Origin of the sequence: Halogeometricum borinquense DSM 11551 (genome assembly GCF_000172995.2) — an archaeon.
Classification (GTDB): domain Archaea; phylum Halobacteriota; class Halobacteria; order Halobacteriales; family Haloferacaceae; genus Halogeometricum; species Halogeometricum borinquense.
This window is the reverse complement of the sequence record NC_014729.1, coordinates 269,110-290,964: the sequence shown is the minus strand read 5'-3', so window position 1 is coordinate 290,964 and position 21,855 is coordinate 269,110. Positions and strand designations below refer to the sequence as shown.

The window sequence follows — 21,855 nt, the reverse complement described above, 5'->3', positions numbered from 1 at the left end:
TCGAACGATGCGAGTCGCGGGACAAAACGGTTCCGAATCCATGCCACAAACTGTCATTCACGCGGTGTCAGGGGTAACCGTCAGGCCACGTTTCGTTCGACCAATCCCGTCTCGTCGCCCTCGAACCGGTCCAGCGACAGCGACGAGATATCCACGTGGGACGCCGCGCCGTCGAGACACAGTTCCGCAACACACTGGCCCGTCGCGGGCGCGTGTTGGAAGCCGTGCCCTGAAAATCCGGCAGCGACGACGAAACCCGGTCGAACCTCGTCCACGACGGCGTGGTGGTCAGGGGTGACCGCGTACAGACCCGCCCAGCCGTTTCGGACGCGCGTCTCGGGACCGAAGTAGCCCGCAACGTCCGCGGCGCGTTCGACCGCTTCGATGGTCCAGTCCAAGTCAGCCGACTCCGAGAAGTCGTCGGGATCAACGTCGGGGTCTGAGTCAGCGAAGTGGCCGCCGACGAGTGCTGTTCCCTCGCGTTCGGGTCGGAAGTACGCGCCGCTATCGAGGTCGATGGTGAGCGGGTGCATCGCGTCGAGTTCCCGTTCGGGTTCGACGACGGCGGCCTGTCGGCGGCGCGGTGCGATGGGTAACTCCACGTCGGCGAATCGTCCGACACGTCGTGCCCACGCTCCGGCGGCGTTCACGATGTAGTCGGCCGTCAGCGTCTCGTCCGGTGTCTCGACGCGCCAGCGGTTCTCGTTCTCCTCGCGGTCGAGGCCGGTCACGGGTGTGTTCGTCCGCACGTCCACGCCCGCGTCAGTCACGGCTTGCGAGTAGCCCTGTACCGCCGAGTGCGGGTCCGCGACGCCGTCCTCGGGGCAGTACGTCGCCGCCACGAACTCCTCGGTGTGGAGTTCAGGACAGAGTTCGGCTGCGTCCGCCGGTGAGAGGGTGCGACTTGGAACACCCCGAGCGGTCTGCATCTCGACGTTTGACTCGAAGTCGTCAGCGGTCTCGGCCTCGCGCGCGAGGAACAGATACCCGTTCTTCCGATAGTCGATATCGACGCCGAATCGCTCCTCGAACGACTCCCAAACGGGAACACTGGCGACGGAGAGATCAACGTTCACGGGCGTCGAGAACTGCATTCGAATCCCACCGGCCGCCCGTCCGGTACTGCCGCCACCGAGTGTTCCGGCCTCGCAGACGGTCACGTTCGCGTCGCGCTCGGCGAGTGCGTGCGCGCATGAGAGTCCGACGACGCCCCCGCCGACGATTACGATGTGCATGACCGCGCTTCGTCAGCAGTGCGTATGAATCTCACCCACGGGCGGAAGAACGATTCACCGCCGCGTCGAACGGGATGACATGGCCGATGTCCGCGTTCTCTCCGACGAACAGGTCGCCTCGTTGCTCTCGCTGTCGGATCTCCTGCCCGAGATCGAACGAGCGTTCCTAAAGCAGGGTCGCGGCGAGGTCGAGCGGCCACCGCGTCCGCACTACCCAGTCGGGACGGAGACGCCCGGAACCGCGCTGACGATGCCCGCGTACGTCCACGGCGATCCGACGTACGCGACGAAACTCGCCGCCGTCCACGAGTCGAACGCCGAAAAAGGACTCCCGACAGTGAACGCACAGATTGCCGTCACCGACGCCGAAACTGGTCTTCCGCGCGCGTACCTCGCGGGGACGCGCGTAACAAACGCCAGAACGGGATGCATCGGCGGCCTTGCGGCCCGCGAACTCGCGGACGCGCCCGTCAGACTCGGTGTGTTCGGCGCGGGCGCACAGGCGCGGTGGCAGACGCGCGCTATCGCGTCGGCAACGAATCTCGAACGGGTCCGAATCTACGCACCCTCCGAATCGCGTGCGCAGTGTGCTTCGGATCTCCGCGAGCGACTCTCGGACGTTGCCGTGTCAGCGGTCGAATCACCCGATCCAGTACTCGACGGATCGAACGTCGTCGTCACGGCGACGACCAGTACCGAACCGGTGTTCGACGGTGCGCGACTCGAACCGGGAACGCTCGTCGTCGCTATCGGCGCGTTCACAGAATCAATGCGTGAACTGGATTCTGAGACGGTCCGGCGTGCGAGCCGCCTGTTCGCAGACGTGCCCGAGGAAGTGGCTGAGACGGGCGACTTCGCGTACGTCGGCGTGGATGCGACGGATCTCACGCCGTTTTCCGACGTGTTCGAGGCAGGCACGGGCAGAGAAAACGACGCTGAGATAGTCGTCGTCGCCAGCGTCGGGTCGGCGGTGCTGGACGCGGTGACGGCAGGGTATCTGTACGAACGGGCAGAAACGGACGGAGTCGGAACGGTCGTCGAACTGTAACAGAAGTGGCCGTCAGTCGTCGCCACAGTCGCCCGTCAGTCGTCGCCACAGTCGCCCGTCAGTCGTCGCTGGGGGCGACACCGCGGCGCTGCGAGTCGGTGGAGATGTCGAGGTCGTCCAGCAGTTCCTCCATCTCTTCGCGTTTCTCCTGATGGTCTTCGAGGAACGCGCGCATGAGTTCAGCCGCCTGCTCTTTGCACCCGCCACAGAGGCGTTCGCCACCGACGCACTCGTCGTACACTTCTTTGGCGAACTCGTCGTCGTCGCCCGACAGGAGGTAGGCGTACAGTTCGTAAACCGGACATTTGTCCGCCTCACCGCCGAGTTCGCGCTGTTTCTCGGCCGTCTCGCGGCCACCGGTCGTGGCCGATTTTACCTTGTTGTAGCCGTCCTCGGGGTCGTCCAAGAGCGAAATGTGACTCGCAGGAATTGACGAGGACATCTTCCCGCCCGTCAGACCGGTCATGAAGCGGTGGTAGATGGACGACGGCGCGACAAATCCGTAGCCGCCGTGTTCGACCTCCACTTCACGGGCCAGTTCGTCAGCCGCCTCGAACGAGAGATCGAAGGCGTCGATATGTTCGTCGTAGCGGCGTTTCTCGCCGTCGATAGCCTCCACGAGAGCGTCGAACGCCTCGTCGGTGGCGTTGGCGTCGAGGAACCGAACGCGCGGGCGAAGCGGTTCCATGCCCGCTTCGTTGAGTTTCGTCTGCGCGGAGGAAATCGTCTCGGCGTCGACGACGACGTCGAGTTCTTCGGGCGTGACGCCGTCGAGGAACTGCGCGACGTGGACACAGCGCAGGTCGTCGTCGTCGAAATCAGCCGGGTCAAGCGTCTCGTAGAGGCTGGCGACGAGATCGCGTTCCGCGTCCGTGAGTTCGAAGCTCGCGTACGCCTCTGTGACCTTGAAAAAGCGCATCCGTGCGGCGAGGTCGCGTGCGAGACGCACGTGCGGGTCCTGATCCGGACCGACCGGAATGACCGTCGGTTTGGGTTCGTCCAACTGCGGGTAGAGGATGTCGGCCATCTGCGTGACGACCGACTGTAAGTGCGAGACGTTCGTCCCGCTGTCGAAGCCGTAGATCGCCTCGAACTCCGAGAAATTCGCTTTCGACCCGAGTTCGAAGCTGAGATCCTGCAGTTGGCGGTTGTCCGACTGCCGGTAGAGTTCGCCCTCCTCTGGGTCGAACCCGAGCGCAAGAAGTGAGAGGAGGTAATCGCGCGCGTGCTTGTCGATTTCCTCCCACGTCATGCCGCGCGCGGAGTGGGCTTCGAGGTCGGCGATGAGACCGTACGCATCGCCGCCCTGCTGTTGGTGCCAGATGATCTCGTCGAAGACGAGTTTGTGTCCGATGTGGGGGTCGCCCGTCGGCATGAACCCCGAAAGGACGGCGAACGGGTCGCCGTCGCGCATCGCCTCCGCAACGGGGCGGTAGTCTCGATGGCCGAAGATGACACCGCGGCGCATCAGGTAGTGGGGGTTCGGAACGTCCGACAGCACCTCGTCGAACTCCTCGATGCCGAACTCCTCGAACAGTTTACGGTAGTCCGAGATGGTCGAGGAACCCCACGGGTCGAGCGCTACGTCGTCTGCTCCTTCTGCGGAGGTACCCCCGTCTGTGCGGGCGTCCTCGCGTACCGACGCGTCGGTCTCAATGTCGTCGTCTCGTATCATGGGGTGAGTCGGGCTACCGAAAGCCAGTCTATGCCATCGTTGGCGTCTGTGAGCGCAAAAACCATTCGTTTCCGGACCCCGCCAGCGAGTCGAACGTCCAACGAAAGGTCACGGGGGAAGAACGCGTGGTCCGGTGTGACGACGCGAACGAGGTCGGCGGAGTGACTCAGCGACGACACCGTCTCGAAATCGGTGTAGACGCGGAAGTCAGCACCAAACTTGAACCCGCTCTTGGGGACGGAGCCAGCGTCTCTGAGGGCCGCGTACGTCTTCAGGCGGCGGTCGAACCGGTCGCCCTCCACGTCGCGGGCCAACGCGACGACCTCCTCGTCGTCAACGTCGATAACACCCCGGCGAGCGAGATATGCGCCCTCGATGAGCGACAGTTGCAGCGGCCCCTCCTCGGCGTTGCGCCCGAACAGCCGTTGGCCGTAGAAGCCGTTTTCATACACTTCGTCGGGCGATTCGTAGCAGACGACGCGGTCCGAGAGAAGGTCCGCATCGAGTCCCTCTGGCGGTATGTAATCGTCCGTCCCACCCACGTCCGGGTCATCGTCGGTGTCAAAGTACGTCAGATCACCGTCCTCGTCCACGACGGCGAGAACGACGTCCCCGAGCGACGCAGCGGCCACGCGTTCGCGTTCGCCGATGACGCGGATTCGGTACTCCACGTCGCCGTCCGTCGGTCCCTTTCCGCGCGGGTAGACGACGAAATCGATGCCGTCGGCGTCGGAAACACCCGGCCACTCCTCGCGCGCGGGAGAGAGGTAGAATCCCCGGTCCCGAAGGTCTTTGTAGACGACGAAGGCCAACGCCGCGCCGGTCTCCGCGAGGAACTCGCGGAATTCCATACCGTCGATGTCGTCGAGGTCTCCCCGAGAGAGCAAGTGCGCCGCCTCGACCGGCGCGAGTTCGAGTCGGTTCCCGTCGAGTGGCCGACCGTAGCCTCTCGAATCGTAGAACCGTTGACGCGCGTCGTCCCCGACCCGAACGACGTCGTCGTGCAGTGTGGCGTCCATGTTCGAGAACGCGCCCGGCGAGGACATAGGACCTGCGATGCCGCGGTGTCTCTCACTCGAACTGCGCGCACGTCCCGTCGAGACACCGCCGCCCGCGCGCCGTCTCGAACACCGGCAATCCGCAGTCACAATCATCGACGACGACGCCCGCAGGGATAGAAAAGGCCGTCTCACAGTCCGGATACGCCGAACACCCGGCGAGGAGTCGGCCGCCGCGACGAATGATACTGAGAGGCGATCCGCAGTCCGGACACGTCCACTCGTCGTCGAATCTGTCGCGGACGGCATCGTCCAGTGACTCGCAGGCGCGGTCTACGCAGAGTTCGAAGACGGCTCCGCATTCGGCGCTGATTTTCGGGAGTCCGCAGTCGTCGCACGTCTCGTCTACCACCGTCGCTCCCGCCGGGAGACCGTATCGCGTCTCGGTATCGAGTCCGACGACGGCCCCGCCGACGCGGACGAGCGGTTCACCCGTCTGCGGGTGCGATCCAACGGGAACGCCCGCCTCGCTGGCCGGATACTCCGCCCAGCCGCTGGTCTCGTGGCTCCGAATCCGAAGCACCTGCTCGTCGGCGCGCGCGACGAGTCCGAACCCGGAGCGGTCGGTTTCGACCGTCAACGAGTCGGGACGGGTCAACCACGACACGGGCTGATAGCCGTCGGCGTCGTGGACGAGAACGGTTCGATCTGGTTTCACGACGACCACCACGCGGCCGCGTTGGGTGCGGGAACGGGATCCCTCGAACGTCGTCGTACAGTCGCCTGCGAATACACGAATCGTCTCTGACATGGGGGCGTTGGCCGCGTTCCGGGTGATAAACTCTGCCACGAAGAACTTTGAGTGATAGCGCTCGTTTGGGGTGGCATGAACGTCCCCGACGAAGCGGTGTTGTTCGACATGGACGGCGTGCTGGTCGATTCAGAGACGTACTGGCACCAGTTCGAGGACGACTGGGTGTTCGCTGCGGCTATCGAATCCGGAGACCCGTCACACGAGGAGGTGACGGGGATGAACTACCGGGAGATCTACGACTACCTCTCCGAGACGTACGGCACCACGGTAACGAAAGCGGAATTCGTAGCAGCCTACGACGACCGCGCACAGTCGCTGTACGGCGAACAGGTGCGTCTGATGGACGGCGCGAACGCACTGTTCGACGACATCCGCGACGACGGGCGGCAGTTAGGAATCGTCTCCTCCGCACCGCAGGACTGGATCGGAATCGTCCGCGACCGGTTCGGTCTCGACCCGCTCGACCTTGTTTTGAGCGCGGACGACATCGACAAACCGGGCAAGCCAGAACCGCACATCTACGAACACGCGGCTGAAGCGGTCGGTCTCGACCCCCAGTCGTGCGTCGTCGTCGAAGACTCCGTCCACGGCGTCGAGGCGGCCGTACGGGCCGGCGCGTTCACAGTCGCCTACCGTTCGACGCACAACGCCGAGTTGGACCTCTCACGAGCGGCAGTGGTGGTCGATGGACCGGCGGAACTGCGTGAGGTATTATTTGACTGAATTAGCGGCGATGATCGCGGGACGGACCCCTTCGTTTCGCGTCGAGTGAACTGAGTACCCGGGAACACTGTGTGAGTGTGAACTGTACGGGTGTGAGCTGTATGAGTGTGAATACGACGTCAGGAGAGCGTCTACGACACCCGAACCGTTCGTGTCTCTGTAATCGGGTGAAGCGGGTCGTCGGGGAACGTCACTTCCACGCGGTACGTCACCTCGTCTGCGGGTGCGCCGAAGACCCCGACGTGGACGGCAGTCTCGTCCGAGAGATACGTCCGTTTCGTCGTCATTTCCGCCTCGTCAGCACCCGTCTCGCCGGCGACAGCAGTGACGCGGATGCCGACCGTCGCACCGCCCGCGCGGTTGCGGACGCGAACCTCGCACATCTGGTTTTCACCCGTTCCGATGCAGTCTGGGAAGTCACCCCACGCGATGTCGATATCGGGGAAGTTGCGCGCGTTCTGCACTACCTGCTTTGCCACGCCATCCGAAAGTCCAGCCTGTGTGAGTTCGGCGGTTCCGGCTTCAACCACATCTCGCGGGGAGCGAAGGCCACCCGTGGCGAGTTTGCTCGCACGGTTCGGTCCGATACCGTCTACGGCAGTGAGAGCAACGGCATCGCGCGAGACACCGTGTTCGACGCGGGCCTCGACACGGCGGGCGAGATTGGCGGCGCGAGGGCCGGCAAAGGCATCAACGAACTCTCTGAGTGCTGAAAGCAGTCGTAGCCCGTTCTGTCGGATGACCCACGCATCCGACCGGAGGTCAGAGGGGGTGCTGTTCGACATCCCCGCGTACAGGATGGCGAGTACCTTCCGCGGGCCGTCTTCGAGCGTCGTGTCCACGCCCGTGAGAACCGAATCGACGGCGTCCATCTCGGACTGCCGCGCCGACACGTCGTGGAACTCTGCGGCCCCAGCCACGGTCTCCAGAATCGACTCGTCGGTGATGGTGTCGCGGTCACAAAGCGAGGCAAATCGACGGGCGGTATCGAGGCGGAGATAGTACTTCGAGGCGAGACGGCCGAGTCGCGTCGCCTCGATAGAGAGGTCAGACTCCATTTCAACGAATCCGCGTGCGACGAGCGATTCGAGCGTCTCGCGTACGCGTTCTCGCAAGCCGTCGAAATCGTACTCGTTCGGCTTCGAACGCGCGCGCTGGTAGTAGAACGTCGTCTGCAACCACGACATCACGTCCTCTAGGTCGCCGATAGTTCCCATCGCAATCTCGGCGTTGAGATGCGAGTCGAGGTCCTCCGCGAGGCGCGACTCGATCTCCTTGCCCTCGCGGAGCAGTCGGCGGTATTTATCGGCGTCCGAGCGGTCGCAGACGACCCAACCGTACCCCACGTCGTCGTATCCAGGGCGTCCCGCGCGGCCGAGCATCTGGAGGATGTCCAGCGGCGAGATGTCCACCTCGCCTTCGAGTGGATCGTGGTACTTCGTATCGCGGATGACGACGCACCGCGCCGGGAGGTTGACCCCCCACGCCAGCGTCGAGGTCGAAAAGAGTAGCTGAATCTTCCCTTCTTTGAACCACGCTTCGACTTTATCGCGGTCGTCTTTCGCCAACCCGGCGTGGTGGAAGCCGACGCCGTCGGGGACGGCTTTGCGAAGCGAATCGTTGCTCAACTCCTTGGCCTCGTTGTGGAAGTCGTAGTCACCGCGCGCGCCGATAGGGATGTCGCGCTTGCCGAGTTCGTCGCGGGCTTTCCCGGCAGCGCGGACAGTGTCCTGCCGCGAGGAGACGAAAACGAGGGCCTGACCGCCGTCGCGGATGTGCTGTTCGGAGAGGTCGATAGCGCGGTAGAGCCGTCGGTACTTGTCCGCAAAGGAGTTCTCGCCGTGCGAGTACGTCTTGACGCCCGCGTGGAGGTCCACGGGGCGATAGTCGTCACCGAACTCGAACGTCGTCTCCGGCGGCGCGTCCAACCAGTTTGCGACATCCTCGACGTTCGGCATCGTCGCCGAGAGGGCGACGACGCGCGGGTCGCAGATACGGCGCAGGCGCGAGACGGTGACTTCGAGGACGCCGCCACGGGTGTCCGAATCGAGGAGGTGGACTTCGTCGATGACACAGCAGTCGACATCGGTAATGAACGAGTAGCGGGCGGATTCGTGTTTTCGCGTCGCCGAGTCCGTCTTCTCCGGCGTCATCACGAGGATGTCGGCGCGTTCGGCGCGCCGGGGATTCAGATCGCGTTCGCCGGTGACGACGTAGACGGAGTAGCCGAGTTCCTCGAAGCGCTCCCACTCGGACTCCTTCTCGTTCGTAAGGGCGCGGAGTGGGGCGATGAAGAGGGCGGTGCCGTCGTTTCGGAGCGCGCGACAGATCGCTAACTCGGCGAGCGCCGTCTTCCCGCTCGCGGTCGGCGCGGCCGCGACGACGTTCTCGTCGCGCTCTAAGATGGCGGGGGCCGCCTCCCGTTGCATCCGGTTGAACTCGTCGAAACCGAAGGCGTCAGCGAACTCGGGGACGACCGATTCGACCTTCACGCGAGAGACCTCCGACGGCGGAACGCGAGAGCGAGAGTCATACGCGACACCCAGACCTACGAACTAAAAGGCGTTTCTTCACGCGGTCGAGCGCAATCGCTCGGCGGACGGTGGAACAGAGGGAAAATCGAATTACGCAGCGCCGACTGCGGCGGCGATGAACGACCACTTCGTGCCGGTCTTCGTCTCCTCTTTCTTCGACTCTGCCTTCGTTCGGTCGCGGCGGTGTTTCCAGTTCATACCCCACACTCAGATTTACTCAGGTATGAGTATTTCGAAATTGTGATAACTGTGTCACGGTTTTTTGGTGTGAGAGTCAGCAGCGATAAAAGGAGCCTTAGACATTTAATAGCCAATATGGATATTTTTGTTCTTCTTCCTCATAACTAATCTGCCACATTTATTAAGCTTCCTTCAGCCTATTTTGTCGGCTCACCGTACCGCCAAGCGTTACCCCCATCTGATGGAATTGTTTTGTTGACATATATCGAGTGCTGGTCGATCTCTTCGGACGGGGTAACGCCCACTTTCAGGAAGCAGTTCAATTCGATTTTACAAATGTCATTACTTCCCGCCGTAGCCGATGTTTTCGAGTGCGCCAGTCTCTAAATCGATTTTGTACTCGTTGGAGTTCCAACTCCATCCAATGATATCTCCGTTCTCTTTATATATCTCTCCAAACATGTGGCGCTCCGAGTGCTCCGGAATCTCAGACTCCCACAGTTTGTTTCCTTGCTCGTCAAACGCCAGCAGATTACGTTGGTCACGGCCCTCCGTCTGTGACGGAGAGAGGACCACGAGGATTATCCCATCTTCTTCCAAGACCTGGCCAATCTTGTGACGAAGCACAACTGTTTGGGTACCGACCGTCAGTTCCCGGCCATCGTATTCTATTTTTGCCATTATTTTCCTCCTTGGAAGTCGTCCAGTGGACCGACCATCTCGAATTGCTCCATTGGGAAGAAATCACTGAGCCACAATTGTTCTTCCCCACCAGGACGTTCGATTGGCTCTCCCTCTCGCTCAATTACTCCCGGTGAGTCGTCCGTCATGGTACCGACGACGCTAGACAAAACTGAGACTGTTTCTTCGCCGGTTATCGACAACTGAGACACCATATCGTAATCACTCCACATTTCTTTCAGTCCGAGGACATCAAGAATCGCTTCCCGATCATCTTCCGATGTAATCGTTTCTTCGCGTGCCAAGAAGGACCCCAGTTTTCTTCCTTCTTTCGTCACTTTGTACAGGCGGTCTTCGCTGGCCGGTTTGAACTCCAAGGCGATACAGTCTGGCTTGTGCGGCCGTTCGTCGTTCGGATTGAGTTCGAGGTGCCACTCGTTGGCCTCTTCACCAGTCATGAATCGAACGGGGTCGTGTCCGTGCTGAACGATGTTACAGTGATATCGATCGAGTGCGTCCTCGATTACGTTGGTTCCATTCGCCTCAATCGAACTCTGGATGACGTCCATTGCGATCGTACGGAGCAGTGAGGTCCAGAGATCGTCGTTCTGTCTGATTTGTTCGACTGCTTTCTTCCTGTTCCCCTCGAACGACTCGAACAACTGTTCCAGATCTAGATTCTCGTACTCTGGAACCTGGATCCCATGCGCACCCACTCCGTCAGTTGTCTCCCGAACGTCCTCGTCGTTCGGGAATCGCTGAACGTGCACCTTGGAGTTGTGCATCCGATAGACGCCGAGTTTCCCCCCTTTCATCACACGTTGAGCGGTTTCTTCGGCTTCCCGCTCCAGACGTTTGTCTGGGTCAATTTCTAGCTTGCCTTCTTGAGGGAGCAACGACACGGCACCACCCGTCTGCTGTCTCACATGCGCTAACTCGTGAGCGAGGACGTGCTGGCCTTCCGCCGAACTTAGGTCGTATTCGCCGTGATTGAACGCGATGTGATTTCCGACGGTGAACGCACGCGCGTTGATTTCCTCGCAGGCTTTGGCGGCCAACGGACCGGTATGGATGCGTACATCACCTAGGTTGTCGCCCATCCGTTCCTCCATCGTGCGCTGAATCGAGGTTTCGAGCGTCTGCCCCGGAGAGGAGATAACGTCTCGCACCAAGTCAGGTACTTTTGTGTCACCGGCTTTCGAGGCTTCGTGATGCGCGCCGCGACTCCGTTGAACGGATTTAGCGTTCCGGCGTTCGATGTCTTTTGGGACTTCGGCAGAGCGTCCCTGCTGGCGTTCGCGGAACGCACGCATGTCGCGCGGTTTACCCATGGTATCGACAGTCATCCCTTCATCAGCCCAATCCCGGACTTGGTCTGCGCCATGACTCCTGACGAGACGCTGGACTTTGACTTCCAGCCCATCCATATACATGTCGAGACCGAACCGAGATTCGCGCCCTTGCGGTGTGAGAGAACCGCCACCGCGGCTACGATCAGAGTCTTGCGTCAGCTCTTGAATAGATGGGACAGAAGAAGAGTGATCACTCTTGTCCGCCCGCCTATCCACAGATCGAAATCCCATTCCTATCCAAAAATGACATACACCCAATATAATTGTTCGTTTCGTGGCTACGACAGTGTACCGAAGTGAGTGAAGGATGACGAGCTTCGTGGTGCCCCTGCCAGAATCCGATCACCTAACTGAATCTCGTGACTTTTCGAAGACAACGCTTCTGGAGTGGAGACAATAGCCGGATCTACAGTGAACCTCTCCGAGGATATCGTTCGAAACCGCTGAAACAGGTTCCCAGATACCGTTGCTTTGGCCAGCTAATCGACATACTACTCAAAATAATCCTCACGTTTTTTACCTCCCCGCCGAACGGTGAGATATGAGCGGCAGGCGGAAGCCCGACTGGTTGAAGATGCGTCCGCCGTCGGGGCGACGTTTCACTGACATCAAGCAGACGCTCCGAGACCGCGACTTACACACCGTCTGCGAGGAAGCGAACTGCCCGAACATGGGCGAGTGTTGGAGCGGACGCGACGGTCCCGGCACAGCGACGTTCATGCTGATGGGCGACCGGTGTTCGCGCGGGTGCAACTTCTGCGACGTGCAGACCGGTGGGATGGAGCCGTTGGATCCCGACGAACCAGCGAACGTCGCCGCGGCAGTGGCCGAAATCGGACTGGACTACGTCGTCCTCACATCCGTTGACCGCGACGATCTGCCGGATCAAGGCGCATCACACTTCGCACAGACCATCCGCGAGATCAAACAGCGCGACCCGAGCATTCTCGTCGAAGTACTCATCCCCGACTTCCAGGGCGACGAGGAAGCGGTCCGGAAGATAATCGACGCGAAACCGGATGTCATCGCGCACAACATCGAGACGGTCGAACGTCTCCAGTGGCCGGTCCGCGATCGACGCGCGAACTACGAGCAATCGCTGTCGGTTCTCGAACAGGTCAAACGCGAGTCGGACATCTACACCAAGACGAGCATCATGCTCGGTCTCGGCGAGTACGACCACGAGATCTACCAGACGCTGTCTGATCTCCGCGAGGCCGATGTGGACGTAGTGACGCTGGGACAGTACCTGCAACCGTCGCGGACGCATCTCGACGTGTTCGAGTACGTCCATCCCGACGCGTTCGAGACGTGGCGACAAGTGGCCGAGGACGAGTTAGGATTCCTCTACTGCGCCTCCGGCCCGATGGTTCGGTCGTCGTACAAAGCGGGAGAGCTGTTCGTAGACGCCATCGTCCGCGACGGCAAGTCCGTCGAACAGGCGCGCCGGGAAGCACGAACTGCGGCCGGTAGCTGATACTGAAGAAACAATTCTGCCGGTGCGGACGCCTACAGCGACGACTGCGGCAGAATTCTACACATTCGTCCATTATCGTGCGGATCTCCCGAGTATCGGGGGAGAAACGTCCGCCCCCATGCCGGAGAAATTGAGGGATTTGAATTCTTCCCGGGGAGGATGGACGCTTTTCGGACGGTTGGCAGTATTTCTTGCCATAGTAAACTATTTACGAAAATACTATACGCGGGGCGGGAGACTTCGGGTACATGAGCAGGTGGGTTCACCCATGAGCGTACTGCAGCGAGACCCGCAGGACATGCTTCGCGTCCTTGACGAGGACGGAGAACCAGTCGGCGAGGTCCCCGACCTGAGCGACGACGAGCTGGTGAGAATGTACCGCGAAATGTGGATGGCCCGCCACTTCGATACACGGGCCGTCAGTCTCCAACGGCAGGGTCGAATGGGCACGTACCCGCCGCTGTCAGGACAGGAAGGCGCACAGATCGGGAGTGCGTTCGCACTGGACGAAGAAGACTGGATGTTCCCGAGTTACCGCGAACACGGGGCGGCACTCCACCGCGGCCTCCCGTTGAAGCGGACGCTTCTGTACTGGATGGGACACGAGAAGGGCAACCGTATTCCGGAGGACGCGAACATCTTCCCGGTCGCCGTTCCCATTTCGACGCAGATTCCGCACGCGACCGGCGCGGCGTGGGCGAAGAAATTACAGGGCGAAGACTCGGCCGTCCTCTGTTACTTCGGTGATGGCGGGACTTCCGAGGGGGACTTCCACGAGGGGCTGAACTTCGCGGGCGTGTTCAACACGCCGAACATCTTCTTCTGTAACAACAACCAGTGGGCAATTTCGGTGCCGCGCGAGCGGCAGACCGCGTCTGCGACCATCGCACAGAAGGCCAAAGCCTACGGCTTCGAGGGCGTCCAAGTGGACGGAATGGACCCACTCGCGGTGTACGCCGCCACGCGCGCGGCCGTCAAGAAGGCGAAGGACCCCGCAGAGGACGAACGGCGGCCGACGCTCATCGAGGCGGTGCAGTACCGATTCGGTGCGCACACGACCGCAGACGACCCGACAGTCTACCGCGACTCCGACGAGGTCGAACAGTGGAAACAGAAGGACCCGATCCCGCGCTTGGAGACGTTCCTCCGGGATACGGGCCGTCTCGACGACGAGAAGGTAGACGCCATCCAGTCGGAAGTCGAAGACGAGGTCGCAGAAGCAATCAAGGCGGCGGAGGCCGAACCGCGACCCGAACCGAACGAAATGTTCACGAACGTCTTTGCAGAAATGACGCCCGAGGTCCAAGCACAGGCCGAAGCGTTCGCGGAACTGTACGAGGAGCACGGCGACGAAGGATTCCTCCGAGAGTAAACAATGAGTCAGAGTCAACAGACGCAGAATCTCACGTTGGTACAGGCGGTACGGGACGGTCTTTACACCGAGATGCAGGCGGACGACCGAGTGGTCGTCATGGGCGAGGACGTCGGAAAGAACGGCGGCGTCTTCCGCGCAACAGAAGGCCTGTGGGAAGAGTTCGGTGACGACCGAGTTATCGACACCCCGCTTGCAGAGTCCGGCATCGCCGGGACGGCAATCGGGATGGCCGCGATGGGCATGCGGCCGGTTGCAGAGATGCAGTTCTCCGGCTTCATGTACCCCGCGTTCGACCAGATTGTGAGCCACGCAGCGCGCCTCCGAACCCGCAGCCGTGGCCGCTACACCTGCCCGCTCGTCGTCCGCGCACCCTATGGCGGCGGCATCCGCGCACCTGAACACCACTCCGAGTCCAAGGAAGCGTTTTACGCGCACGAGGCCGGTCTGAAGGTGGTTATCCCCTCGACACCACACGACACGAAGGGGCTTCTCATCTCGGCCATCCGCGACCCGGACCCGGTCATCTTCCTCGAACCGAAACTCATCTACCGCGCGTTCCGCGGTGACGTTCCCGAGGACGACTACGAGGTACCAATCGGGGAAGCGGCCGTCCGCCGCGAAGGAGCGGACATCTCCGTCTACACCTACGGTGCGATGACGCGGCCGACGATCGAAGCGGCCGAGAACCTCGAAGAGGAGGGCATCGACGCGGAGGTCGTCGATCTCCGTACCGTCTCCCCGATGGACAAAGAGACCATCGTGGAGTCGTTCAAGAAGACTGGCCGCGCAGCAGTCGTTCACGAAGCGCCGAAGACGGGCGGTCTCGGCGCGGAGATTACGACGACGATTCAGGAGGAGGCGCTCCTTCATCAGGAAGCCCCCGTCGAGCGAATCGCCGGCTACGACGTACCGTACCCCCTGTACGCGCTGGAGGACTACTACCTCCCGTCGGTTGCACGGGTCGAAGAAGGTATCCGAAACGCGGTGGAGTTCTGAACGATGGCTATCGAGGAATTCAAACTACCCGACGTTGGCGAGGGCGTCGCCGAGGGCGAACTCGTCACGTGGCATGTCACGCCTGGCGATACAGTCGAGGAAGATCAAGTCGTCGCAGAGGTCGAGACCGACAAAGCGCTCGTGGACGTTCCGTCACCGTACAACGGCACGGTGAAAGAACTCCTCGCCGAGGAGGGCGAAATGGTCCCCGTCGGCGACGTCATCATCACCTTCGAGGTCGAGGGTGAGGGCGACGAGGAAGTTGCGGCCGAAGCAGAACCCGAAACGGACGAGGTGTCCGAAGAAGCGGCCGAAACGGGTGAAACCGAGACATCCTCGGGACGCGTGTTCGCGTCGCCGAGCGTCCGACAACTCGCGCGCGAACTCGGTGTTGACATCGCATCCGTCTCGGGCACTGGCCCGAGTGGCCGAGTAACCGAATCCGACGTCCGCGAGGCTGCAGAGTCCGACGACGAGTCCGCGGCGTCCGACGACGGCCCGCGAGAAGTTTCGTTCTCCGGCGACGACGCCGTCTCGAAGTCCGGAGATGTCGGAAACGGCGAGGTCACCACGGGCGCGGCGTCGGTCGAAGCCGCCGGCCGCGAGAAGACGCTGGCCGCCCCCGCGACGCGACGAGTCGCCGAGGAAAAAGGCGTAGACATCAACAACGTGCCGGCGAGCGAGCAGCGAGACGGGCAGGCGTTCGTCTCCGCCGAGGCCGTCCACGAGTACGCAGAAGCGCAACAGGCCGCCCAAGCGGCCGACGCGCAGGCACTCGCCGAAGAAGAAGGTGCTGGCGAAGCCGAAGCCGCGGAAGCGGCCGAAACCGGACCCGTTGCGGGCGAACGCGTCCCCTACCGCGGCGTCCGTCGCGCCATCGGCGACCAGATGGAGCGCTCGAAGTACACCGCGCCGCACGTCACTCACCACGACGAGGTTGACGTGACCGAACTGGTCGAACTCCGCGAGGAACTGAAACCCCTCGCCGAGGAACAGGACACGCGACTCACCTACATGCCGTTCGTGATGAAGGCCGTCATCGCGGCCCTCAAGGAGTTCCCGTTCATGAACTCCCAACTCGACGAGGAGAACGAGGAAATCGTCCTCCGCGACGAGTACAACATCGGCGTCGCCACCGCGACGGACGTTGGTCTGATGGTTCCGGTCGTCGACGATGCGGACGGCAAGGGTCTCTTGGACCTCTCGCGTGACATGAACGAAAAGGTCGAGAAGGCCCGCGAGCGCAAAATCGCGCCCGAGGAAATGCAGGGCGGCACTTTCACCATCACCAACATCGGCGGCATCGGCGGCGAGTACGCCACGCCCATCATCAACTACCCCGAGGTAGCCATCCTCGCACTCGGTGCGATCAAGGAGAAACCGCGCGTGGTTGACGGCGACATCGTCCCGCGGAAAGTTCTCACTCTGTCGCTGTCGTTCGATCACCGCATCGTAGACGGCGCAGTCGGCGCTCGATTCACCAACAAGGTCAAGGAGTACCTCATGAACCCCAAACTCCTCTTACTCGAATAGCATGGTCGTCGGAGACATTTCAACTGGAACGGAAGTACTGGTCATCGGCGCGGGACCGGGCGGTTACGTTGCCGCCATCCGCGCCGCACAGAACGGACTCGACACGACGCTGGTCGAAAAAGACGCCTACGGTGGCACCTGCCTGAATCACGGCTGTATCCCGTCGAAGGCGTTCATCACGGCGTCGTCGTTGGCCCACGAGGCAGGCCATGCCGAAGAGATGGGTATCCACGCCAACCCGGCGGTGGATATGTCCCAACTGCGCAACTGGAAGGACGGCGTCGTTGACCAACTCACAGGCGGCGTCGAGAAACTGTGTAAAGCAAACGGCGTGAACCTCATCGAGGGGACGGCGCGGTTCAAAGACGACGGCGCGGTGCGCATCGAACACGGTGGTGAGGGACAAGGGTCCGAAACCGTCGAATTCGAACACTGCATCATCGCAACCGGCTCTCGTCCCATCCAGGTTCCCGGATTCGAGTTCGCAGACGACGCTGTCTGGTCGTCGCGCGACGCGCTCGCCGCCGACTCGGTGCCAGACGACCTCGTCGTCGTCGGCGCGGGCTACATCGGCATGGAACTGTCCACGACGTTCGCCAAACTCGGCGCGAACGTCACAGTCGTCGAGATGCTGGACGACGTACTCCCCGGCTACGAGGACGACGTGGCGCGCGTCGTTCGCAAGCACGCTGAGAGTCTCGGCGTCAAGTTCCACTTCGGCGAGGGAGCAAGCGGTTGGTCGCCCGACGGCGAGGACGTCGTCGTCGAGACGGAGACCGAAGACGGCGAGATATCGACGTACCGCGCCGACAAGGTTCTCGTCGCGGTCGGTCGCTCACCCGTCACCGACACGCTCGACATCGAGAACGCCGGACTGGAGCCGAACGAGAACGGCTTCTTGGAGACCGACGACCGGATGCGAACCGACGTCGAGCACATCTACGCCATCGGCGACGTAGTGGCCGACTCGCCGATGCTGGCACACGTCGGATCGAAAGAGGGCATCGTCGCCGCCGAACACATCGCGGACGAACCCGTCGCCTACGACGCGCAAGCCGTCCCTGCGGCCGTGTTCACCGAACCCGAAATCGGGACTGTCGGTATGACGCAGGCGGAAGCCGAGGAAGCCGGATTCACTCCCGTCGTCGGGAAGATGCCGTTCAACGCCTCCGGACGCGCGTTGACGACGGGCCACACCGACGGCTTCGTTCGCATCGTCGCCGACGAGGACAGTGGATTCATCCTCGGCGCGCAGATCGTCGGACCCGAAGCGTCCGAACTCGTTGCCGAACTCGCACTCGCCATCGAGATGGGCGCAACGCTCGAAGACGTGGCGGGGACCATCCACACCCATCCGACCCTCGCTGAAGCCGTCATGGAGGCGGCCGAAAACGCGCAAGGGCAGGCGATTCACACGCTGAATCGGTAACGAGACGCCGTTCACTGCGCCTCTTTACTGCTCTCTTCTCTCGCGCTGGGAACGACGAGGTGGCTCTTTTGCTGTCCTCGAAGAACGTCTAGATATGACACTGCTCGTCCCGTTCGACGGGTCCGTGCTTGCTGCGGCGGCGCTCGTCCGTGCGACAGAGTTCGGGCGCGTCTTCGACCAAAACGTGTTGGCGGTGAGCGTCATTCCGGACCGAAACGCCGAGTACGCCCGAGAGCGCGGATGGATCGAAACCGACGAGCCGTTCGACCGGGAGACCGTGGTGTCGAAACTGCACGAGCAAGTGACTGAATGCTGTCCGAGTTCCGACTTCCGACACGAAGTTGTTGACCGGTACGCGACGCCCGGAACGATAGCAAACTGCCTACGAAAGACGGCGGAACGGGAACAGGCATCGATGGTGTTTATCGGGAGCGAAAACGCCGGGCACATCGTCACGACGATAACCAGCGTCGGGAGCAAAGTGGCCGCAGACGAAGCCTACGACGTGGTCATCGTCCGCCACCGGAGTCCGAGTGAGATCTCTACGCTCTCGGACGCAAACGACCATCGGACGCGGAAATCCGACTTCCACTTTCCCGAGTGACGGCGCGTCGTTGTGAGCCGAAACCGGGTCAGTCGATCATCGACGCGATTGCCGCCCGGAACTGTGTCGGCCCGTGCTTCAGAATCGCTCGCGGGAGCCGTTTTCTCCCGTTCGTCACCGCATCCGTGAGCGCGGCCGTCGCTTCGCGAGAGAGACCGTCGCCGTGACCGACGAGGATTCGCTCCGGCGCATACTCAGTGAAGGACGTCGGCGGGAAAAGACGCTGGGGGAGATACAGGCCGAGTCGTTCCTGACCGACGGTGTACAGCGGTGCAGTGCCGAGCACTTCCGGGGTGTAGAGTATGTCGTCAGATGAGCGGTAAGCGATGGCCTCAGACCATCCCGGAATCGGCTCGTATCGGCGGACGCGAAAGCCTGAATCACCGAGTTCGCCGCTGAACCGTTCGACAGCCGCATCAACTCGTTCCGCAACGCGCGGAAGCCACCGCGGAATCGACACCGGCACGTCGTGGCGAGTAGCGAACGCGCCAGCGTCGCGTGCGTGGTACGCCGAGAGAACAGCCACACCCTCGACCGGGCCGAGTTCCGCGATGGCGTCATCAATGCCGGGTGCATCGACTGGGTCGAACAACCACACACCGTCGTCATCACCGCGGACGGCGTGACTGGCCCGTCGTACTATCTCGTCGGGGTCGGAGATCCAACTTAAGCCATCATCCCACTGCTGGGCGACACGAAAGTCAGTCGCCGACGAACGGTCGGATGTCGTCATATCACGGTCGTCTCCCGACCGCAGTAAAAATGTGGCTGTGGTGACGTTACTGGTCCGAGTTCTTCAGCATACTGTGTCCCTCGAACAGTTTTCCGAGGCGGTACATCGACGCGACGACGGCGTCACAGGACGGCCTGACGGCAGGTTTCGGGAGGAATCCGACCGAAAGACCGGCAACTTCGAGCATCGGCAGGTCGTTCGCGCCGTCGCCGACGGCGACTGTCCGTGCAAGGTCCACGTCGAGTTCGTCCGCCAGAGATTCCAACGCGTCGTCTTTCGTCCCTTCGATGAGCGGTCCTTCGACCTCACCAGTGAGGCGTCCGCCCTCGACTGGAAGTCGGTTAGCGACGATAGAATCCACCTCCACACCGTCTTTCTCTAAAGCGCGTTCGACGCCGCGTTCGAAGCCACCCGTGAGGATGGCGACGTGGTGTCCTGCGTCTCGGAGTCGTTCGATAAGATCCGCCGCACCGGGTCGAAGCGTCACTTGGCCGTACGCCTCGGATGCGGCCTCGTCGTCGAGTCCATCGAGGAGTGCGGCGCGTTTGCGGAGACTGTCGGCGTAGGAGAGTTCGTCGTTCATCGCACGTTCGGTGATGTCAGCCATCTCGTCGGCCACATCCATCTGGCGGCCGAGGAGGACCGTCATCTCCGAGTCCGAGAGCGTTCCGTCGAAGTCGAAGGCCACGAGTCGCATACTCGCTACTTATCTGCGGACGGTTTGAAACCACCCATCCCGTCAGCATTCCGGTGTGGATCAATCCGAGTCATCGGTTTATAGACGTATGTCGGAAGCGAGCAACTAGCACAGCCAATACCGCCGAGGAAGAAACCCTTAACCCCGGACATACGATGATTACGCGCATGAAGGTACTCGTGACGGACCCCATCGACGATGCGGGTCTGGAACGCCTTCGTGAAGCGGGTCACGAAGTCGAAACTGCCTACGACGTAACGGGCGACGCACTGTTGGACGCTGTCGCGGACGCGAACGCACTCGTCGTTCGCTCCGGAACGGAAGTGACCGACGCGGTGTTCGAGGCCGCATCCGACCTCGTCATCGTCGGACGCGCGGGCATCGGCGTAGACAACATCGATATCGACGCCGCCACCGACCACGGCGTCATCGTCGCTAACGCACCCGAGGGGAACGTCCGCGCCGCCGCCGAACACACCGTGGCAATGGCGTTCGCCTCCGCACGCTCCATCCCGCAAGCGCACGCGCGACTCAAAACGGGCGAGTGGGCCAAGGGCGACTACCTCGGAACCGAACTGAACGCCAAGACGCTGGGTATCGTCGGTCTCGGCCGCGTCGGTCAAGAGGTCGCAAAGCGTCTCGACGGCATCGGCATGGACCTCGTCGCGTACGACCCGTACATCGGCGAGGAACGCGCCGAACGTCTCGGTGCGAAACTCGTCGAGTTCGAGGCATGCCTCGAACGTGCGGACTTCCTGACGGTCCACACGCCGCTGACGCCGGAGACGGAAGATCTCATCTCGACTGAGGAGTTGGAACTGATGGGCGGCGGCTACCTCGTCAACTGCGCCCGCGGCGGCGTCGTAGATGAAGACGCTCTCGCTGCCGCTGTCGAGGATGGAACACTCGACGGCGCGGCTATCGACGTGTTCGCAGACGAACCGGTCTCCCCGGACAACCCGCTTCTCGACGTGGATGATGTCGTCGTCACGCCGCACCTCGGCGCGTCCACGGAGGCGGCCCAAGAGAACGTCGCCACGTCCATCGCAGACCAGATAGACGCCGCATTCAACGGCGAACCCGTCATGAACGCGCTGAACGCTCCGTCGGTTGATAAGAGCGCATTCCCGCGTATCCGCCCGTACATCGACCTCGCGGAAACGGCGGGGAAGGTGGCCGCACAACTGCTCGACGGCCGTATCTCGAACGTCGAAGTCTCCTACGAGGGCGATATCGCAGAAGAGGACATCGAACTCGTTACCGCCTCGGCACTCAAGGGTGTCTTCGAACCGCTTGAGTGGCAGGTAAACGCCGTGAACGCGCCACGCATCGCTGAGGAGCGCGGCATCGAAGTCACCGAGTCAAAAACCCGACAGGCAGAGGACTTCCAGAGCCTCGTCACCGTCACCGTCGGTAACGACGACGAATCTCTCAGCGTCTGCGGAACCCTGTTCGCCGGCGAGGATCCGCGTATCGTCCGCATAGACGGCTACCGCGTTGACGCCATCCCGCACGGACAGATGCTCGTCGCCCGCAACTACGACAAACCGGGCGTCATCGGCTTCATCGGGACGGTTCTCGGAGAAAACGACGTGAACATCGCGGGCATGTTCAACGCCCGACGCTCCGCGGACGGCGGCGAGGCACTGACTGTGTACAACCTCGACGACCCCATCCCGGAGGAAGTCAGCGAGAAACTGCTGGCCGACGAACGCATCACCGACGTGAAATATCTCACGCTGAACGGAACCGCCGAATAACCGACTCTGCG

18 protein-coding genes are annotated in these 21,855 nt (G+C 62.0%); 9 read left to right on the top strand and 9 right to left on the bottom strand.

Annotated elements, in window-relative coordinates; genetic code table 11:
* Positions 1-80: 80 nt before the first annotated feature.
* The gene (locus HBOR_RS01490) at positions 81-1,235 is read right to left on the bottom strand and encodes an NAD(P)/FAD-dependent oxidoreductase (protein WP_006055701.1); all 1,155 of its coding nucleotides are present in this window, start codon (positions 1,233-1,235) and stop codon (positions 81-83) included.
* A 79-nt stretch (positions 1,236-1,314) separates the two neighbouring features.
* Here HBOR_RS01490 and HBOR_RS01485 point away from each other — a divergent pair, with 79 nt between their 5' ends.
* Complete coding sequence (locus HBOR_RS01485) at positions 1,315-2,283, top strand: ornithine cyclodeaminase family protein (protein ID WP_006055700.1); 969 nt, start codon at positions 1,315-1,317, stop codon at positions 2,281-2,283.
* Between the two features lie 58 nt (positions 2,284-2,341).
* On the opposite strand, the gene HBOR_RS01480 is transcribed toward HBOR_RS01485, so the two are convergent.
* Genes HBOR_RS01480 through HBOR_RS01470 form a run of 3 tightly spaced genes read right to left on the bottom strand, consistent with a single transcriptional unit; the run spans position 2,342 to position 5,767 of the window.
* Positions 2,342-3,958: a tryptophan--tRNA ligase gene (locus HBOR_RS01480; RefSeq protein ID WP_006055699.1), complete on the bottom strand. Its 1,617-nt coding sequence runs from the start codon at positions 3,956-3,958 to the stop codon at positions 2,342-2,344.
* On the bottom strand, positions 3,955-4,977 hold the full coding sequence (endA, locus tag HBOR_RS01475) for a tRNA-intron lyase (RefSeq protein WP_049890536.1): 1,023 nt from the start codon (positions 4,975-4,977) through the stop codon (positions 3,955-3,957). Before endA ends, HBOR_RS01480 begins: the two co-directional genes overlap by 4 nt.
* A 52-nt stretch (positions 4,978-5,029) precedes the next feature.
* Positions 5,030-5,767, bottom strand: a complete 738-nt coding sequence (locus tag HBOR_RS01470; protein WP_006055697.1) for an endonuclease NucS domain-containing protein — start codon at positions 5,765-5,767, stop codon at positions 5,030-5,032.
* A 75-nt stretch (positions 5,768-5,842) separates the two neighbouring features.
* Here HBOR_RS01470 and HBOR_RS01465 point away from each other — a divergent pair, with 75 nt between their 5' ends.
* The gene (locus tag HBOR_RS01465) at positions 5,843-6,493 is read left to right on the top strand and encodes an HAD family hydrolase (protein WP_006055696.1); all 651 of its coding nucleotides are present in this window, start codon (positions 5,843-5,845) and stop codon (positions 6,491-6,493) included.
* 131 nt (positions 6,494-6,624) lie between these two features.
* On the opposite strand, the gene HBOR_RS01460 is transcribed toward HBOR_RS01465, so the two are convergent.
* The 3 genes from HBOR_RS01460 to HBOR_RS01450 all read right to left on the bottom strand — a co-directional run bounded on the left by HBOR_RS01460 (position 6,625) and on the right by HBOR_RS01450 (position 11,471).
* Positions 6,625-8,985: a DEAD/DEAH box helicase gene (locus HBOR_RS01460; protein ID WP_006055695.1), complete on the bottom strand. Its 2,361-nt coding sequence runs from the start codon at positions 8,983-8,985 to the stop codon at positions 6,625-6,627.
* A 564-nt stretch (positions 8,986-9,549) separates the two neighbouring features.
* Positions 9,550-9,888, bottom strand: coding sequence for a hypothetical protein (locus HBOR_RS01455; protein WP_006055693.1), 339 nt, complete (start codon positions 9,886-9,888; stop codon positions 9,550-9,552).
* A complete protein-coding gene (locus HBOR_RS01450) occupies positions 9,888-11,471 on the bottom strand; it encodes an eCIS core domain-containing protein (protein ID WP_241432376.1) in 1,584 nt (527 codons plus the stop codon). Before HBOR_RS01450 ends, HBOR_RS01455 begins: the two co-directional genes overlap by 1 nt.
* Positions 11,472-11,781: 310 nt before the next feature.
* On the opposite strand from HBOR_RS01450, the gene lipA reads away from it, so the two are divergent.
* The 6 genes from lipA (at position 11,782) to HBOR_RS01420 (ending at position 18,654) form a co-directional block, all read left to right on the top strand.
* Positions 11,782-12,717, top strand: coding sequence for a lipoyl synthase (lipA, locus tag HBOR_RS01445; protein ID WP_013440424.1), 936 nt, complete (start codon positions 11,782-11,784; stop codon positions 12,715-12,717).
* A 268-nt stretch (positions 12,718-12,985) separates the two neighbouring features.
* The gene (gene pdhA / locus HBOR_RS01440; RefSeq protein WP_006055689.1) at positions 12,986-14,089 is read left to right on the top strand and encodes a pyruvate dehydrogenase (acetyl-transferring) E1 component subunit alpha; all 1,104 of its coding nucleotides are present in this window, start codon (positions 12,986-12,988) and stop codon (positions 14,087-14,089) included.
* A 3-nt stretch (positions 14,090-14,092) separates the two neighbouring features.
* Positions 14,093-15,088, top strand: a complete 996-nt coding sequence (locus HBOR_RS01435; protein ID WP_013440423.1) for an alpha-ketoacid dehydrogenase subunit beta — start codon at positions 14,093-14,095, stop codon at positions 15,086-15,088.
* 3 nt (positions 15,089-15,091) lie between these two features.
* On the top strand, positions 15,092-16,621 hold the full coding sequence (locus tag HBOR_RS01430) for a dihydrolipoamide acetyltransferase family protein (protein ID WP_006055687.1): 1,530 nt from the start codon (positions 15,092-15,094) through the stop codon (positions 16,619-16,621).
* A 1-nt stretch (position 16,622) separates the two neighbouring features.
* The gene (gene lpdA, locus HBOR_RS01425; protein ID WP_006055686.1) at positions 16,623-18,050 is read left to right on the top strand and encodes a dihydrolipoyl dehydrogenase; all 1,428 of its coding nucleotides are present in this window, start codon (positions 16,623-16,625) and stop codon (positions 18,048-18,050) included.
* Positions 18,051-18,144: 94 nt separating this feature from the next.
* Complete coding sequence (locus tag HBOR_RS01420; RefSeq protein WP_006055685.1) at positions 18,145-18,654, top strand: universal stress protein; 510 nt, start codon at positions 18,145-18,147, stop codon at positions 18,652-18,654.
* A gap of 28 nt (positions 18,655-18,682) precedes the next feature.
* Here the strand turns inward: HBOR_RS01420 and HBOR_RS01415 are convergent, their stop codons facing one another.
* Together HBOR_RS01415 and serB are read right to left on the bottom strand one after the other, a co-directional pair.
* Positions 18,683-19,387, bottom strand: a complete 705-nt coding sequence (locus HBOR_RS01415) for a hypothetical protein (protein WP_006055684.1) — start codon at positions 19,385-19,387, stop codon at positions 18,683-18,685.
* 46 nt (positions 19,388-19,433) lie between these two features.
* Entirely contained in the window at positions 19,434-20,084 is a 651-nt protein-coding gene (gene serB / locus HBOR_RS01410; protein WP_006055683.1) for a phosphoserine phosphatase SerB, read from the bottom strand.
* A gap of 167 nt (positions 20,085-20,251) precedes the next feature.
* Between serB and serA the strand changes: the two genes are divergently transcribed.
* On the top strand, positions 20,252-21,844 hold the full coding sequence (gene serA, locus HBOR_RS01405) for a phosphoglycerate dehydrogenase (RefSeq protein WP_006055682.1): 1,593 nt from the start codon (positions 20,252-20,254) through the stop codon (positions 21,842-21,844).
* The last annotated feature ends 11 nt before the right edge of the window (positions 21,845-21,855 follow it).